Raw genomic sequence first — 16,100 nt, forward strand, 5'->3', positions numbered from 1 at the left:
CAAGCTTCTCATGAGATCCAATAAGATTGTCATCGTCATTCTGGTGCTGCTGGCGGCGGCTTTCGTTGCCGGCGTCGGAACGCCGTACCTGACGGGTTCGAAGGACGGGGAGCAGGACATGACCGAGGATGAGGCCGTCGAGGCGGCGAGGGGGCTCATGGATCAATGGGTCGGTTCGCTGGGCCGGTCCCTCGATTTTCTCAGCCCGGCACTGGACGTCAAACGGCTCACGCCGCCCGCGCCGTGCCGAAGTGGACAGAAGACGTTCCGGCTGACGGGGGACACCCCCTGCCTGGTCCGAATATCGAAACGGGACAAGGGGTTCTGGGACTGGACCGATTTCGAGAAAGCGGTGCTGAGGGCCGAAAGGGCCGGGTTGAGCCTGCAAGTCTGCCGCTGTGAAACATCGGGCGCCGCCGCCCGGGGACCGGGGGTCCGCGTAACCCCCAAGAAACTGTTGAAGGTGTCGGACCGGTTCAAGTTCCCCACCCACGTCGGTGCCGATATCGCCGTTCAAGGTCGCCCCGAACTGGAGGTCTCCTATTTTCCCAAAGGCAAGACGGTAACCGCGGGTTGCGGCGGCGGCAAGGTCCAGGTGTGCGAGGTCGTCGACACTGCCGATCTCGTGGTGCTCGATGACGGCGGCATTATCCGTCTGGCCTGTGACGGCTGCACCCCGACGACACCGGCCGTCGTCGGCATCGAGTGATCAGGTCACCGATTTGTCCACCCGGAGTGCCTTCAGGATGGCGGGAATCGCCCCGACAAGATAGAAGAGCGCCCAGATCAAGGTCAACACCGCAATGACGATGGCGCCGATGTCGTCGGTGATGCTGGCCAGAAAGCGGGGAAAGAGCCCGTGCAGGAAGCCCAGGAGGATGGTGCCGATGAAGGATGTCAGGACGATCAGCACGAGCCCCTTGTTCTCCAGAAATCGCTGGTGGGCCAGCATCATCAACACCGAGAAGCCGAGCTTGAGCGCCATGGCGAGACTCAGCGTCGCCGCGGCTGCGGTTCTGTCGAACCGTCCGTATTCCTTGAGATAAACAATCGGTCCAAAGGGGATGGCCATCAGGAGGGAAACCATCAGAAGCAGCAAACCCAGCGCGGCGAAAACCATGGCGACGGATCCGATGAACATGAGGAACGAAAAGAGGAAGGTGACGACGCCCTGAATGCGGCCGTGGAAACGGTGGGTGATGACCAGGGGGGCGCCTACCAGAAGAATCGTGAACAGCACCAGGGAATCCAGGATGCCGAGGTAGAAGATGCCGCTGACGGTGAATCCCGACCCCAACTCCACCAGAACGACCAGGAAGATGGCGACAACGGCGGCGATGAAAAATGGTTTTCTCAGTTCGTCAAGCATAGCCTGTTCCTTTGTCGATGTCCGTGATGGATATGTCAAGCTGATATCGTAATGGCGGGCAAGAGCATTGGATATATCTGAATATCTTACCCGTACCATAACGGAGCGGAGAGCGAAAGGACGTTTTTTCGCATCCGACGGGAGGTTGCAATGATAGAATATCTGTACCAAAAGCGTGGGCGTCAAGCCTTTCTGTCGGGTCTGACGGTCGCTTTTCTGATATTTTTCGGCGCATGCGGCCATATTGACGCCGGGAAAAACGGCGGTTTGACTGCGCGGAATCCCAATGCTCCGGGCATCCTCTGCGGTGGCGCCGATGTTGTTGAAATCGACGGCCGGCGGCGCCTCGCCCTCATTGTCGGGGTCGGTGAATACAGGAACGACAGAATTCCCGACCTTCCGGGGCCTCCCAATGATGCCAGACGGTTTTACGACATGTTGACCGGGAAGAACGGCTACGGCTTTCCCAGGGAAAACGTCTGCATGCTCCTTGATGAAAAAGCGACGACGGCGGGGTTCAGGGCGGCATTTGACACCATGCTCGTCTCTCGGGCGAGAGAAAACGATGTGGCCGTTGTTTTCTATGCGGGTCACGGATCCCAGGCCCGCGATAAAAACGGGGACGAACCCGACGAATGGGATGAGACCTTCCTCTTCCACGACGCACGGACTGACGGCATTGGAGACATGCTGGACGACGAGATGAACCAGATGCTGGCGCGGCTGTACCGGAAAACCAGGAACATCACCGTCATTCTCGATGCCTGCAATTCCGGCACGGCGACCCGGGCGCCGGATAAAGGAACCACGCTCGCACGTTTTTTTACCCCTATGCCGGAAGACCTGAAAAATCCGGCAGCCGAGGGAGAGGGCGGCGACGGCAGTGAGGGGTGGACGACGGAAGCCATGCCGGGGCTTGTCGTTTTTTCCGCCGCGACGGACAGCAATCCGGCTTTGGAGAAAAACGGCAAGGGCATTTTCACCGACGCCCTGCTCCAGGTTATGTCCGGGGTGGGGGATCAACCCATGACATACGCTCAGATCGCCCGTCAGGTCCCCGCTCTGGTGGCGGCGGAAAGCCCCCAGATTCCCTACTTCCAAGGAGATCTGACCCAAAAGGCCCTGGGCAATACGGGACGGACGCATCCGGTCGCCTGGGAGGTGTCGGCGATCGGTCCGCCCCTCACGCTGACCGGTCCGCCCTTGCCCGGTATCGGTAAGGGGGCTGAGATGCGCATCTATGACGGCCGTGTTGAAGGCGCCGACACCCGCGATCCGGGCAAAGCCAAGGCGACCGTCGTGGTGACGGAAATGACCGGTTTGAACGCCAGCGCCCTTGTCTCGGCCACCGCGGAGAGCCTCGGCGCAGTTGCGCCGGGTGACCTTGCCGTTCTGGTTCGACCTGCGGATGACTACACGACGCTGAAGGTTCGGTTGAAGCCCGGTAGCGAGGTTGGGGGGATCCCCTCGGAAATCGCCCTGAAGATCAGGGCGCTTGTCGCTGAGAATCCCGAAACCCGTATGCTCGTCCAACTGGTGGAAGGGGCGGGGGACTTCGAGTTGGGCATGATTGACGAAGGCCGACTGGTCTTGCGAGGACCCGAGAACCGCCCGAGAAATTTTTACCGGAATCCGGATGAGATTCCCAAAAGCCTGTGGCAGCACGCCCGTCAAAAGGCGCTGCTGCATCTGCGGGGAGAGGGCGGCAGCGATTTTGTCGACAACCGGACCCTTGCGGTTTCCCTGGTACCCGCGCCCTCTGCCAGGCAGAACAAATGCGCCGACGGCATATGGCGGCAGGCAGCGCCGGGTGATCACCAGATGATTCCCCTGTGCCAGGCCTGGAACGTCAAGGTCACCCTTTCGAAGGCATCCCCTGTTCCGCTTTTGATCGGCGCACTGATCCTGTCGACGGACGGCGGCATTTTCGCGTTGCCCCGGGATGACCGTAAGGTCCGACTCCAGCCCGGCGAAAGCACCGTTTTCAACGCCACCGGCGAGACCTTCATCGGTTTGCCGCCGCTGGATGTCCGGGACCGCATCATGGTTTTCGGCACATGGGAGAGCAACCCCGTCTCCTGGGGGCAGTTCACCGAGACGGCCGCCGGCCGGGGCCCTGGAATGAGCGGGCTTGCCCGGGCTCTTGACCGCTATTTCCAACCCGGGACACGAGGGGTCGGTGTCGTCTCGGCGGAATCGGCTGAAACGACGACCTGGACCCTCAGCACCATCACTTTGCACGTGGAGGCCAACAATCGCTTTGCCGAGACGGACCGCGGAACCAGGACCATCAACTGGCGCGAGTACACCATCGCTGATTTCGACATCCGGCCTTACCTCCCTGCCGATGAAATGACCGCGCTCTACAAAGTCCTGAAAACGGCGGATCGCCTTGCGAACGCTTCGGCCCGGGACGGCTATTCCTACAGGCAGCACGACTGGACCCAGCCTTCGGACGAGGCGAACCTGAAGCGCGGCATCGACTGCTCCAGGGCCGTCTGGTTCGCTTTCACGCGCTCAGGAATACCTTACAACCGGGAGGATAGGTACCTGACCACGGCCATGATGGTCGGCGACGACAGTATCATGGACGACGATTTCGACAGCTGCGCCGGCGACCCAGACCTCGAGATCGGAGACATCCTGGTCTATCGGGACGAGACCCGGGGCGACGGCCACGCGGTTATGGTCATCGATCCGGAAAAGCGTATTGCGTGGGGATCCCACGGCTGGGACGGCAACTCCCGCAACCTGCCTGTCGAGCCGGACACCGGCGTGGAGTACCAGAAGATCAAATTCAAGCCGGACTGGGAGCGGTGGGATCGAGGCTCCATGAAACTCAAAGCCTGCTGGCGACACCGGCGGATTGCCGGGGAGGGAGTGCGCTTCCGCGGCCGGCCGGGCTCACGACCCCTGACGGATATCTGCAATGCTGAACGAAACTGCGGGCGGTAGCCGATATTGGCTCCAACGCGCCAGGCGAGGTGCCGGATGGACGAATTCCTGAAGTCAAGAGCGATGATGACCCCAGGTGTTGCAGGTGGTGTCACCACCATGATCACGGGGACACTGGTCAGCCAGTTTGGGCTGCCGGGGAACTGGACAGGCCTTGTCATCAGCCTTCTGCTGGGACTCGCTGTTCTGGCGGACAAGTCGGTCTCCGTCTATCAGCGAATTGTGTATTACATCATCAATTCCCTGACGATCTATGCCGTTGCCATCGGCATCAACACGGCAGGGATGGCGATTCAATACAGCAACGAACCCGGTTCGGACCCAGCGATAATCGAGAGAGAGGTGCCACCCGACACTGGCCGGTTTTTCCAGGAGTGGTTCCGTAACTAGTTGATTCCAGACGCCTCTATTGCTCTTTGTGTATAGAGAACGCTGGCTGTCTGCCTGGACTGCCGGAAAGGAGAAAGATATGAAGGCGCTGCGACTTGATGTTAAAAATTTTGGCTTTTTTTGGGGACAGCTGCTGATGGTCGCACTGCTGGCCGGATGCCCTCCCTTTCCGCAGTCGGACGGTGAATTCGGCGGCCCCTCGTCCGGTGTTGTCGAGATGGATCAGAACACCGATCCCCGTTTTTTTTTTCGTTATCGCCAGGGCGCCATCGGTCGGATCATGGTGGCCGGCAAAGCGGTTTGGCTTGACGGCAGGAGGCTTGTCCGGGACAGCTACATCCGGAACGGCGCTCACGTCAGCACCGGTCCCGCCGGCGCCGCCATTATCGAATTTTTTCAATCCGGCGGGATGGAATGCGGGCTCGACATCCGTGAATTCCGCCGCGGGCGGATCTATGGCAGCACCGATCGGTGCGGACACATGGTGGTGACGGATCAGGGCGGCATGGAGATGGGAGGATGGCCGGCATCCTACCATGTCGACGTCCGGGACAAAGGCGTGACCATCTTCACCGTCATCAACGGCGAGGCCTGGGTCTGGCGCCATGCCGATCCTTCCCGGCGGGTGCCGGTGTCGGGTTACCACCAGGCGGCGCTGTCGCGCACCCGGATCAGCCCACCGCGCAGCGTCACCCCGGAAGAGGTCGAAGCGATCACCCGATGGCGGGAAAATTTCCAGCGTTTGAGAGATCTGTACCAAAGCCCCCGGGATAGTAAGCCCCCTCCTGTCGTTTCAGAGCCGGATTTGCTGAACAGAATATTCAGAGATGCATGGAAACTATTCGACAATCCAAGATCGAGGGATCGTCTTGATCCTCCAGACACGGACACAAAGCCCGGCGTTGATTCGCAAATCCCCGACACCGATACAAAGGTGAAAACGATCCCGACGGTTCCGATAAAACCGAAAATGGCAACCCCTCTGAAAAGGAGCCCGGCAGTTCCGATAAAACCCTATGGGGTGACCCCTCCGGAACCGAATCTTCGGTGATGCAAAGAGATGTGCGGCGCGACACCTTGGTAACCGCTGGGCTTCAGCCGCTCATATATTGATGCCGACGGTGCCGGCATTTCAGAGAACTGAATGAAGATAATGGATACAGATCCATCTCGGCCTGGCCGCAAGTATACGGCTATTCTTATGGTACGTTCGGTGCTGGTTGGGGCCCTTCTGTTGAGTGGGTGCTGCCGAATACCGAAATGGGTGTCGATGGACGGGATCATCGACATGCACAGCCGCCGTGGGCAGCAAGCCTATAGCAAGGGGGACTATCGCCAGGCGGCGGCAGCCTGGCGGAAAGGGCTGGACGCGGCTGGAAAAGGCGGGCGCAACACCGACGCCGCGCGGTTCCTGGTGAACCTCTCCGAGGCCAGCGAAGGCATAGGGCTGTATAAAGCGGCCTTAGCGCAAGCGTCTGAAGCCCTCGACCTTTTGGGGGAGGGGGGAGATCCGGCCATCCGATCTCAGGCCCTGATCCAGAAAGGGTTGGCCTATCGACGGACGGCACGTTATGCCGCGGCAAGGCCGTGCTTTGACGACGCCCTTGAGATCGCCCGCCGGGTGAAAAACCCCCATCTTGAAAGCGAGAGCATCCGAAATATCGCAGCGCTCCTGCAGGACCAGGGGGAGCTCGAAGCAGCACTGCCCCTTTATGAGGATGCCATCGATCTGGCACGGGCTTATGGGGATGAGACGAGCGAGGCCAGAAGCCTCAACAACCTGGGCCTTTTGTTCGATGCCAGGGCCGAGTATCCAGAGGCCCTGAAACACCATCAGGCATCCCTTGCCCTCCGCCGAAAGCTTGGAGACCGGGCCGGGGAAGGCAAGGTTTTGGGGAATATCTGCATCTCATACAGCAAGCTGAACCGGTTCGATCAGGCCCTTCAGCACTGTGAGGCGGCCCTGGACATTGCGGAGAAGATCGGGGATCGGCAGCGGGCGGCCAACCACCTCAACAACATCGGCTCTCTCTACCGCCGCCTGAACCAGCCGCGCAAGGCCCTCCGGTATTACCGGCGCTCCCTTGAGATCAAACGGGAGACGGCCGATCCTGCCGGTGAAGCACGCGCCCTCAACAATATCGGCGAAACTTACTGGCATCTGAGAAAACTGGATTCGGCTGAAGACTATCTCGAGAGATCGCTCGAGATCAAGAAACGCATCGGCGATTTGGCCGGGCAGAGCGCCTCTTATCAGAATCTGGCACTGCTTTACAGCCGCCGGGGGCGTTATCCGGAGGCCAAATTCTTCTACATGAAGGCGGTTTTGCTCAACAACCGGATCGATCGGCCCGAGTTGACGTGGCGGGCCTATGACGGACTGAGCTACGTTTACGAAGCGCTCTCCATGCCCGAGCCGGCGATACTCTACGGCAAAAAAGCGCTGCATTCGATCCAGGACACCCGCTCCCGTTTGGCCGTCATGGAAAAGCCGCTGCGCCTCTCCTACCTCGAGGACAAGACGCACGTCTACCGCCGTGTCGCCGATCTTCTGATCCGGGAAGGCCGTTTGCTGGAGGCCCAGCAGGTCATCTCACTGCTCAAGGAGGAGGAATATTGGCATTTTCTCGACATCCGGGGGCCGGATGGTCCGTCGGTCGATGACGTCGTCACGACCTTAACCGAGCAGCACTGGATCCGGAAGATCGCGGCATTCGAAGGAGAGTTGGGCAAGGTCGGCCATGAGATCGAGGGGCTGGAGATGGAGCAGCAGGGGCGCGAACTATCGGAAACGGAGCGTGAGCGTCTTTTTCAGTTGTATGACAGGGCGGATGAGATTCATGCAGCCTTTGAAGCCTACCTGCAGGAACTGGAATCGACCTACAGCGACAAAGTGGAATTCGGCCAAAAGACACTGGATGCCCTGGAGTCTCTGCAGGGAGACCTGGGCAGGTTTCCGTTGCGCACCGTCATCGTGACCTTTCTCGTCCTGGAGGATAACATCAGCATTCTGCTTACGGCCCCTGCAATCCAGATTCCCTACCGGATCCCCATGACCGAAGCCGACCTCAATCGATTGGTGTTCAATTTCAGGGAGACGCTGATACGCCCGGACCGGGATCCCCGGCCTCCGGCCGGGGCGCTCTACGATCTTCTGATGGCGCCTATCGAGCAGGACCTCATCAGGCTTGAGGCTGAAACCCTTATGATCTCCCTGGACGGCACCCTGCGGTATCTGCCTTTCTCAGCTCTGTTTGACGGGGAACGCTACCTGACGGAGCGCTATAACCTTGTCCTGTTTACGCCGGCCGCCAAAAGGCTTTTCGGGGAAGTGAGGACACAAGGCCTGCGCATCGCGGGATTGGGGATGAGCGAAGCGGCCGAAGGGTTCGGCAGCCTGCCGGCGGTCAAGGAAGAGCTGGACGCAATCGTCAGGGAAGAGGACGAGAACGACCTCATGGGGGTTGTACCGGGCAAGATTCTGCTTAACCAGGATTTTACCGCGACCGGTCTGGCGGAGATGCTGGGAAAGGGATATCCGCTCGTTCATCTTGCGAGTCATTTTTCATTCCGTCCCGGGACTGCGGAAGACTCGTTCATTCTCCTGGGGGACGGAAGCCGGCTCACCCTTTCGGAGCTGGACAGCCGGAGATATCCCTTCAGATTCATCGATCTGCTGACGCTGTCCGCCTGTGAAACCGCCGTCGGTGGGCAGGACGCCCGGGGCAGGGAGATCGAAAGTTTCGCCGCTCTTGCCCAGACGCGCGGCGCAGGGGCGATACTGGCGACCCTTTGGCCTGTTGCGGATGCCAGCACCGGAACCTTCATGGCGCTGTTCTATCAACTTCGAACCGAACACCGCCTGAGTAAGGCGGAAGCCCTGCGGGAAGTGCAGCGCAGATTCCTGTCGGGCAAGGATGAAACGGACATTCATGAAGATGAACCCCGCGGCGTCAAACCGGTCAACGACCAAGGGGAGTTTACACCACCGCCCGAGGCGCCCTATGCGCATCCGTTCTATTGGGCGCCCTTTATTCTGATGGGAAATTATCTCTAGCGCCACGGCAATTTCATCGTTGTCAATTGAATTCCCCCTGTGATATGCCAATCCTTATGCACCGCAGGTTTCCGTCAAGGTGCGCCTTCCGGTCGGCCCCCTGAAGGAGATGACGGATGAGGGACGCTGTTTCCAGCGGTCGGCGCTCACGATTTTAATTGATCATTCAACTTTCGACTGAATACCGAAAGTTGAGTGATCAATCGACGTTGAATGAATATGGTATATGGTGTCAACCTTCGTACCCTTTACCGCTCTTTTCGCCGCCGTTCTGATCCTGATGGCCGGCGTCGGCCTGCTCAATACCCTTCTGAGCCTCAAACTGACATTGGCAGGCTTTGCCCCCCAGACCATCGGCGGTATCATGGCCTGCTATTTTGTCGGACTGATCCTGGGATCCGTCCAGGGCCATCGATTGATCGAACGGGTCGGGCACATCCGCGCCTTTGCCGTTTTCGCCGCCGTGACGACGGGGATGGTCATGCTTCACGGATTATTTGTTTCGGCGGCCTTGTGGGCCCTCCTGCGACTCCTGACCGGCATCTCCATCATCGGGCTTTACATGGTCATCGAAAGCTGGCTCAATGAATGCACCGAACCCCGGACCCGGGGACGAATTTTTTCGGTGTACATGATTATGAGTTATCTGGGTATGGCCGTCGGTCAGCAACTCCTTAACATGGGAAATGTGGCAACTCAGGAGCTTTTTTTCCTCGTGGGTTTCCTCGTCACATTCAGCCTGGTGCCGGTGGCCGCCACCCACGCGATTCACCCCGAATTGCCTTCGGCGCAACACTATCGAATTCTGCCCTATTTTAAAAGGGCGCCCATCGGCATGCTGGGATCCTTGTCGGCGGGAATGATCAACAGTGCTTTCTACGCGATGGGGCCGGTTTTTGGACACCAGATCCATCTGACGGTTTCCGAATTGTCGGCCTTCATGACGGCGACCATTCTGGGCGGGCTGGCGTTTCAGTGGCCTGTCGGAATCATTTCCGACCGCTTTGACCGGACCCTGGTGCTGCCTCTGCTGGGGGTGATGGTGGCCGGTGCCGCGCTTCTGGTGATTGTCGTGGCGGAAATCACCTACTGGCTGATGATCGGGGTAATGGCGATGTTCGGAGGGTTGATTTTCGCGGTTTACCCGGTGGCCGTGGCGCGGGCCCATGATCTTTTTGAGCGGAAAGACATTGTGCCGGTCAGCTCATGTCTGCTTTTTTCTTACGGCATTGGTGCCGCAGTCGGCCCCGTGGGGGCGTCGACGGTGATGACATGGGCTGAAAGCCCATACGGGTTCATGGGATATATCGCTATGATCGCCGGCATCTACGCCGTCGTAACATGGGTGTTGCGGCGTATCGAAAAGGTCGAAATCGTTCCGGTGGCGGATCAGGTGGGCTTTCTGGCCATGGAGAGCACCTCCCCGATGGCGGTGCAACTGGATCCCCGGGCAGAGATCGATTCGAAAGGATTATGAGCCCAGGATCACTTCTCCGCGGGATCTTCCGCGGCTATGGACCTCTCCCACATCCAGGAGGATCATGAATCATCCTGAAAGATTGATGTTCGTTCAACTGAATCGCTATATATGGGCAATGGCGATCTTCTGGAGTCTGATCGTATTCCTGTCACTGACATGGAACTGGATTCATTCGGAACTGAACGTCCAGGAGAACGCTCGAATTCAGGCCCGGACCGCCTATCAGAAAGACATCCTTTACAGACGCTGGAATTCCCTTCACGGCGGCGTCTTCGTCTTCGTGGGGAGACACGCCACGCCCAATCCCTATCTCAGCGCCGAGGAACGCGAGATCATGACGATTTCGGGCCGTCGACTGGCGCTGATCAATCCGGCTTATATGCTGCGAATGATTTATGATCTTGAAAGGGCCTCGACCGACATCAGGGGGCGGATTTCGAGCCTTAAACCGATTCGCCCTGAGAACGCGCCGGACGCCTGGGAAGCCGCCGCCCTTCGGGGATTCAGGATCGAAGGGCAGGAAGCCAGCGGGATCGCCACTATTGACGGCACGGAATACATGCGTCTGATGCGGCCCCTCGTCACCGAGCGAAGCTGTCTCAAATGTCACGAGAAGGAGGGCTATAAGGAAGGCGACATTCGCGGCGGTATCAGCGTTTCCATCGCCATGGCACCGCTTCGCGCCGCTCTGAAGCCTTATCGTGTCGCTCTGATTTTCGGTCACGTGCTGCTGTGGCTTTTCGGTTGCGGTGGGATTGGTCTGGCTGCGAGCCGTCTCCGGCGGCAGATACGACAACGAAAAGCGATAGAGGGAGCACTGAGAGAAAGTGAGGAGAGATCTCGAGTCCTGGTGGAAAACGCCCCCTTCGGTCTGTCCATCATGCGGCCGGATCAACGGTTCGAATATTTCAATCCCAAGTTCATCGAAACCTTTGGCTATACCCTGGCGGATATTCCGGACAAGACGGCCTGGTTTGAAAAGGCCTACCCCAATCCCGGTTATCGGGATACGGTACGGAAGATCTGGACGGCGGATACCTGCCGGCCGATGGGGGACGCCCCGGAAATCGACCCGAAAACCTTCACGGTCCGGGGAAATGACGGACGGGATCGCGTCATCCGTTTCAGGAATGTCCCCCTGAAAGACGGACGCCAGCTCCTGACCTACGAGGACATCTCCAAACAGGTAGCGGCGGAGGATGCCCTCAGAAGGTCGGAAGAGAATCTTCGCTTACTGTCATCGGGACTTCTGGCGGCTCAGGAGAAAGAACGGCGACGCATCGCCTATGCCCTGCACGATGAACTGGCCCAGGACCTGGCGGTGCTGACCATCGAGGTGAAATGCATCGAGGAGGGCTTGTCGGCCGACCAGACAGGTCTCCGGGAGGCTTGCCGCAAGACCCATTTGCATATCATCGACATTATCGAAAATACGCGTCGACTGTCGCAGGGACTGAGTCCGGCCCTTCTGGAAGACTTGGGGCTTTCGGCTGCCATCCGACGGATGATCGAGGATTTTTCCGCCCAGACCGGCATTGACGTCTCTCTGGAGATGGCGGATATGGACCACTGCTTCCGGCCGGAAACCGAGGTCATTGTCTACCGCATCTTTCAAGAGGCCTTCACCAACATCCGTAAACACGCCGAAGCGACTCGGGTGACAGTGACGGTGGTCCTTGAGGACGGCGAGATGACAATCTCCATCGCGGACAACGGCCGAGGGTTTCGTCCCCAGGTCTTCAGGAATCGACGCTGTTCGGGCAAGGGGCTTGGCCTGATTGCCATGGAGGAGCGGGTTCGCATGCTGGGCAGAACCCTGCACAAGTCCAGCGACGACGGCAAGGGCATGCGGCTTGTTTTTGCCGCGCCGCTGGACAGAGCGTGCGGAGAAGTACCTTAGTCCGGAATGGCGCGGTCTCCAAGGTTGCCGTACCGGTGGTAGCTGTGGGAGACGGTCTGCTCCTGGAAATAATTGAGCATCTCGATGCGTCCTTCCATCAGGACCCGATTCCGGGAGATGTAGAAACCATGTTCGGCTGCTGCTTCGAAAACAGCCTTGGGAACACGGTCCGGTGCCGCATACCGGATACGATCCACGTCATTCAGAATGTCTATCAGATCCTGATCCGAATGGCGGACGACGGGAATGCCGCCCAGGAAATACCGGCCGTTTCCACCTGCGAGAAAACCGGTCACCGGGCTGTCGAGATCCCTGGGGAGACCGACGATGACCCGGCATCCGGCGACGGCCGCCCCCGCGATCCGGGCCAATACCTCGAAGAGTGTGTCTCGGGCGTCCACCCTCACGATCACCGTGTCGACGGGGCGGTAGCGCAGCACATTGTCTTCTCCGCGGATTTTGAAATAGTCCTTGGTCTGAGAGAATTCCTGTTCGACGTTGTAAATATAACTGTGGATTGCCCGGACGGTCCGTTCGATATCATCCCGATGGTCGGGCATCTGGCCCCAGGCCGTCTTTCGACGCCATTCCTGAGCGATCCGGAGAAGGCGGTATTCTTTTTGAATGGCGCCCGTCCGGGGGAAGCCGACCTCCTCGAAATCCATGAACTGAGAGACATAATTGGGGCTGCCGGCTTTGATGCCCGCACCGAGGGCGGATTTTCCCATTCCGCCGAAGGGTTGGCGAAGGACGACAGCGCCGGTGGTCACCCGGTTGATGTACAGGTTTCCGGCCTCGATCTTCCCTTTCCAAAGACGCTGCTCCCGTTCATCTATGCTTTCAAGACCGGAGGTGAGCCCGTATCCGGTCTCATTCACCCATTTGATGGCGGTCTCCAGGCTGTCGGCTTTCATCACCCCGATGACCGGGCCGAAGAACTCGGTCATATGGGTATAGGAACCGGCCTGAACGTTCCATTTTATCCCGGGCGTCCAGAGGTAGGGATTACCATCGATGTTCCGGGGCTTCAGCGCCCATTCCTCACCCGGCTCCAGCTGGGTGAGGGCACGCTCAAGATCGCCTTTTGGCGGGTGAATCAGGGGCCCCATCCGGTTCCGGAACCGCCAGGCCGAACCTGTCGCATAACTTTCCGCCGCGTCCACCATCTGTCGTTTGAAGTGGGGATCTTCGAAAACCTCCTTCTCGAGAATGACGAGAGAGGTGGCCGAACACTTCTGGCCGCTGTTGCTGAAAGCGGAGTGAAGGATGTTTTTGATGGCCTGATCCCGGTCGGACATAGCCGTGACGATGGTGGCGTTTTTCCCTCCGGTTTCGGCTGCCAGGAGCGCGTCGGAGCGGTTTTTCAGGATCTTCATGCCGGTGTCGGTGCCGCCGGTTAGAATGATGAAGTCGATGTCGGGACTGCCGGTGAGTCGGGGGCCCACCGAAGATCCGTCGCAGGGTACGAACTGCAGCGTATTTCTGGAAACGCCGGCCCGCCAGAAGCACTGACAGAGATGCCATGCGGTCATGGCCGCCGCGGACGCCGGTTTGAAGATGACGGTGTTTCCTGCGGAAAGGGAGGCCAGGATGCCGCCTGCCGGAATGGCGACGGGAAAATTCCATGGGGTGATGACCAGTGCCGTGCCTTTGCCCTGACAGGTGACGCCGGGGAGGCTTTCATAGATTCCCGCGGTCCATGGGTAGAACTCTGCGAAGTCGATGGCCTCGGATATCTCCGGATCAGCCTCGGTGAAGATCTTTCCCGTGTTGGCGGCGGCGCATCCCATCAAATCTCCCCGGGCTTTCCGGAGTTCGACGGCCACATTCGACAGGATGCGATGCCGTTCGACATGGGTGAGGGCGCGCCAGCCGTCAGGGTCCGCCTTGGCGACGGCGACGGCGCGATCGACGTCTTCTATGGTCGCCAGGGCAAATCGGGCCGGTATGACCTTTTCGGCATATTGGTTGGGATCGATGCAGTCCACGATCTCCCGCCCCTGGAAAAGCGCCTCACCGCCAATGACCACGGGGATCTCCTCCGGAGGGTCCCCCGGACGCTTCATCCAGCGCTTCCTCACCCGTGCCGCCCACCGGACATTGGCGGAAAGGGACCAGTCCGTATCCGCTTCGTTGATGAATTCGCCCGTGTGAAACGAACCGCAAGGGGTATCGTAGGTTTCGGTATTCCGGTCCTGGATCCGGTTCGGCGTTGACTTGACCCGATGCTTATGTCGACAGGAGGCGATGAAACGCTCCTTGAGGAAGCACCACTCGGGCGAGCCGGACGTCAGATTGAAGGCGTACCGCAGAAAATTTTCGTCCGCCGTGTTTTCGTCCAGTCGGCGAACGAGATAGGCGATGGCGTTGATGAATTCCTCCCGGGCGGCCACCGGTGCATACAACAGCACCTCCTCCCCGGTGCTGTCCCGAAGGGCGCGCCAGACATGGTTGGCCATACCCTCCAGCATCTCGAAGGAGACATAGGCGTTGACACCGTACTGCCGGGCCCGGAGATAGGCATAGGCCTGTTCAAAAAGATTGTGGGAGGCGATGCCCAGATGGACGGCGGTGATGTTGTCCGGTCGCATGCCGTAGTCGATCATTCGCTTATAGTTGGCGTCGACGTCCAGTTTGTTGTCGTAAAGGGCCAGCGGCCAGTTATGAATGGCCGACTCCACCAATTCCATCTCCATGTTGGCGCCTTTGACGATGCGGATTTTGATGGGCGCACCTTTGCCGGCTGCCCTTTCCCGGGCCCATCGGGTCAGTTCCCGTTGCTTTTCGAAGGCGTCGGGCAGATAGGCCTGAAGCACGATGCCGGCTTCGTAGTCCCTGAATTCATCCTGGTCCAGCGTCTGTGTGAAAGCCGCGAGCGTGATGGCGAGATCCCGATATTCCTCCATGTCGAGATTGACGAATTTGGGGACGAGGGCACCGTCCTCCCGGCGGTAGCGGTGATGTTTTGCAGCTCTGAAAAGTCGGGAGAGACGTGCTTTCAGAACGGCGACCGTGTTTTCGAAAGCCAGGGAGTTGATCTGGGAAAAAATGGTCGAGATCTTAACCGATATGTACTCGATGGACGGATCTTCCATATCCCGGATATAGGTGGCGAGACGTCCTTCGGCCTCCCTTTCTCCCAGAACCGCCTCGCCCAGGTGGTTGAGATTCATACGAATCCCTTCTTTTCGGCGCTGTTTCAGATGAGCGTCCAGGATCACCTTCTCCCCCGGAATGACGGATCGGGCGCTGTCTTTTCGGATCTTTTCGATCATCCTCGGGATTGCGGTGCCCGGAGCGTATCGACCGGCTGTCAGAAACAAACGGATCAAGGTCTTTTCCGGGATGGAGAAAAATTGGGGCACCCCGTATTTCAACAAAACATGGCGGACTTGGTCGGCTACACGGGCATGGTTGTCGGAGCGGAAGCTCTGGTCGATCATTCTGGTCAGAATGACCTTGTCGAGGGGATTGCGGATCAGTCGCATCATTTGCCGCTGATGCCGTTTCTCCTGCAGGGTCAACCGGCTGTTGGCCTTGTCCTGCCATTCCGCGGCGAGCCTGACGGCATCATGAATCAGGGGGTCGGATGCCATGGAATCGGACGATTCCCTTGGATTCGAAACGATGGTATTCATGGGCCATTCTCCTCGTATTGATGGATGGGATGCTGTTGTTTTAAATGGTTTGATAATTAGAAGTCAATAGAAATGGTTTGATAATTACATGCATTCAGAAAGATCATAATCACGAAAACCCGGCTTGTACATGATAACCAGCCGGGCATGGTGTTGTCGGTGTTTTCGAAGAGATGGGGATGTCGTCTCATGACGCGCCGGAACCGAAAAGGCGTTGTTGGGGCGGCGCATCCCGGAGGATCTTCGACGATTCCCCGGGATGTCATGGATAGAAGGGGTGCGGCGGCTGAAGGTTCGATCAACCTTCAGCC

9 protein-coding genes are annotated in these 16,100 nt (G+C 58.8%); 7 read left to right on the plus strand and 2 right to left on the minus strand.

Annotation, left to right across the window (positions count from 1 at the left end):
- The first annotated feature begins 10 nt into the window (after nt 1–10).
- Entirely contained in the window at nt 11–709 is a 699-nt protein-coding gene (locus dmul_RS08290; protein WP_020875632.1) for a hypothetical protein, read from the plus strand.
- Here the strand turns inward: dmul_RS08290 and dmul_RS08295 are convergent, their stop codons facing one another.
- Nucleotides 710–1,369 (minus strand): hypothetical protein, encoded by a 660-nt coding sequence (locus dmul_RS08295; RefSeq protein ID WP_020875633.1) that lies wholly within the window; start codon nt 1,367–1,369, stop codon nt 710–712. It abuts the gene before it with no gap.
- A gap of 150 nt (nt 1,370–1,519) precedes the next feature.
- Here dmul_RS08295 and dmul_RS08300 point away from each other — a divergent pair, with 150 nt between their 5' ends.
- The 6 genes from dmul_RS08300 to dmul_RS08325 all read left to right on the plus strand — a co-directional run bounded on the left by dmul_RS08300 (nt 1,520) and on the right by dmul_RS08325 (nt 12,151).
- The gene (locus dmul_RS08300) at nt 1,520–4,324 is read left to right on the plus strand and encodes a caspase family protein (protein WP_020875634.1); all 2,805 of its coding nucleotides are present in this window, start codon (nt 1,520–1,522) and stop codon (nt 4,322–4,324) included.
- A gap of 36 nt (nt 4,325–4,360) precedes the next feature.
- The gene (locus dmul_RS08305; RefSeq protein WP_020875635.1) at nt 4,361–4,714 is read left to right on the plus strand and encodes a hypothetical protein; all 354 of its coding nucleotides are present in this window, start codon (nt 4,361–4,363) and stop codon (nt 4,712–4,714) included.
- 79 nt (nt 4,715–4,793) lie between these two features.
- Nucleotides 4,794–5,765, plus strand: a complete 972-nt coding sequence (locus tag dmul_RS08310) for a hypothetical protein (protein WP_020875636.1) — start codon at nt 4,794–4,796, stop codon at nt 5,763–5,765.
- A 150-nt stretch (nt 5,766–5,915) separates the two neighbouring features.
- Nucleotides 5,916–8,771, plus strand: coding sequence for a CHAT domain-containing protein (locus dmul_RS08315; protein ID WP_159449700.1), 2,856 nt, complete (start codon nt 5,916–5,918; stop codon nt 8,769–8,771).
- 226 nt (nt 8,772–8,997) lie between these two features.
- Nucleotides 8,998–10,248, plus strand: coding sequence for an MFS transporter (locus dmul_RS08320; RefSeq protein ID WP_020875638.1), 1,251 nt, complete (start codon nt 8,998–9,000; stop codon nt 10,246–10,248).
- A gap of 64 nt (nt 10,249–10,312) precedes the next feature.
- On the plus strand, nt 10,313–12,151 hold the full coding sequence (locus dmul_RS08325) for a c-type heme family protein (protein ID WP_020875639.1): 1,839 nt from the start codon (nt 10,313–10,315) through the stop codon (nt 12,149–12,151).
- Here dmul_RS08325 and dmul_RS08330 read toward each other — a convergent pair.
- Nucleotides 12,148–15,789 carry a proline dehydrogenase family protein gene (locus dmul_RS08330; protein WP_020875640.1) on the minus strand — a complete coding sequence of 1,214 codons (3,642 nt, stop codon included), beginning with the start codon at nt 15,787–15,789 and terminating at the stop codon, nt 12,148–12,150. The two genes, dmul_RS08325 and dmul_RS08330, sit on opposite strands and share 4 nt — an antisense overlap.
- Nucleotides 15,790–16,100: the final 311 nt, after the last annotated feature.

The organism is Desulfococcus multivorans (genome assembly GCF_001854245.1).
Classification (GTDB): Bacteria; Desulfobacterota; Desulfobacteria; order Desulfobacterales; family Desulfococcaceae; genus Desulfococcus; species Desulfococcus multivorans.

Coding starts and splice junctions, on each gene's coding strand:
- dmul_RS08290 (WP_020875632.1), top strand. CDS start 11: ATGAGATCCAATAAGATTGTCATCGTCATTCTGGTGCTGCTGGCGGCG.
- dmul_RS08295 (WP_020875633.1), bottom strand. CDS start 1,369: ATGCTTGACGAACTGAGAAAACCATTTTTCATCGCCGCCGTTGTCGCC.
- dmul_RS08300 (WP_020875634.1), top strand. CDS start 1,520: ATGATAGAATATCTGTACCAAAAGCGTGGGCGTCAAGCCTTTCTGTCG.
- dmul_RS08305 (WP_020875635.1), top strand. CDS start 4,361: ATGGACGAATTCCTGAAGTCAAGAGCGATGATGACCCCAGGTGTTGCA.
- dmul_RS08310 (WP_020875636.1), top strand. CDS start 4,794: ATGAAGGCGCTGCGACTTGATGTTAAAAATTTTGGCTTTTTTTGGGGA.
- dmul_RS08315 (WP_159449700.1), top strand. CDS start 5,916: ATGGTACGTTCGGTGCTGGTTGGGGCCCTTCTGTTGAGTGGGTGCTGC.
- dmul_RS08320 (WP_020875638.1), top strand. CDS start 8,998: ATGGTGTCAACCTTCGTACCCTTTACCGCTCTTTTCGCCGCCGTTCTG.
- dmul_RS08325 (WP_020875639.1), top strand. CDS start 10,313: ATGAATCATCCTGAAAGATTGATGTTCGTTCAACTGAATCGCTATATA.
- dmul_RS08330 (WP_020875640.1), bottom strand. CDS start 15,789: ATGAATACCATCGTTTCGAATCCAAGGGAATCGTCCGATTCCATGGCA.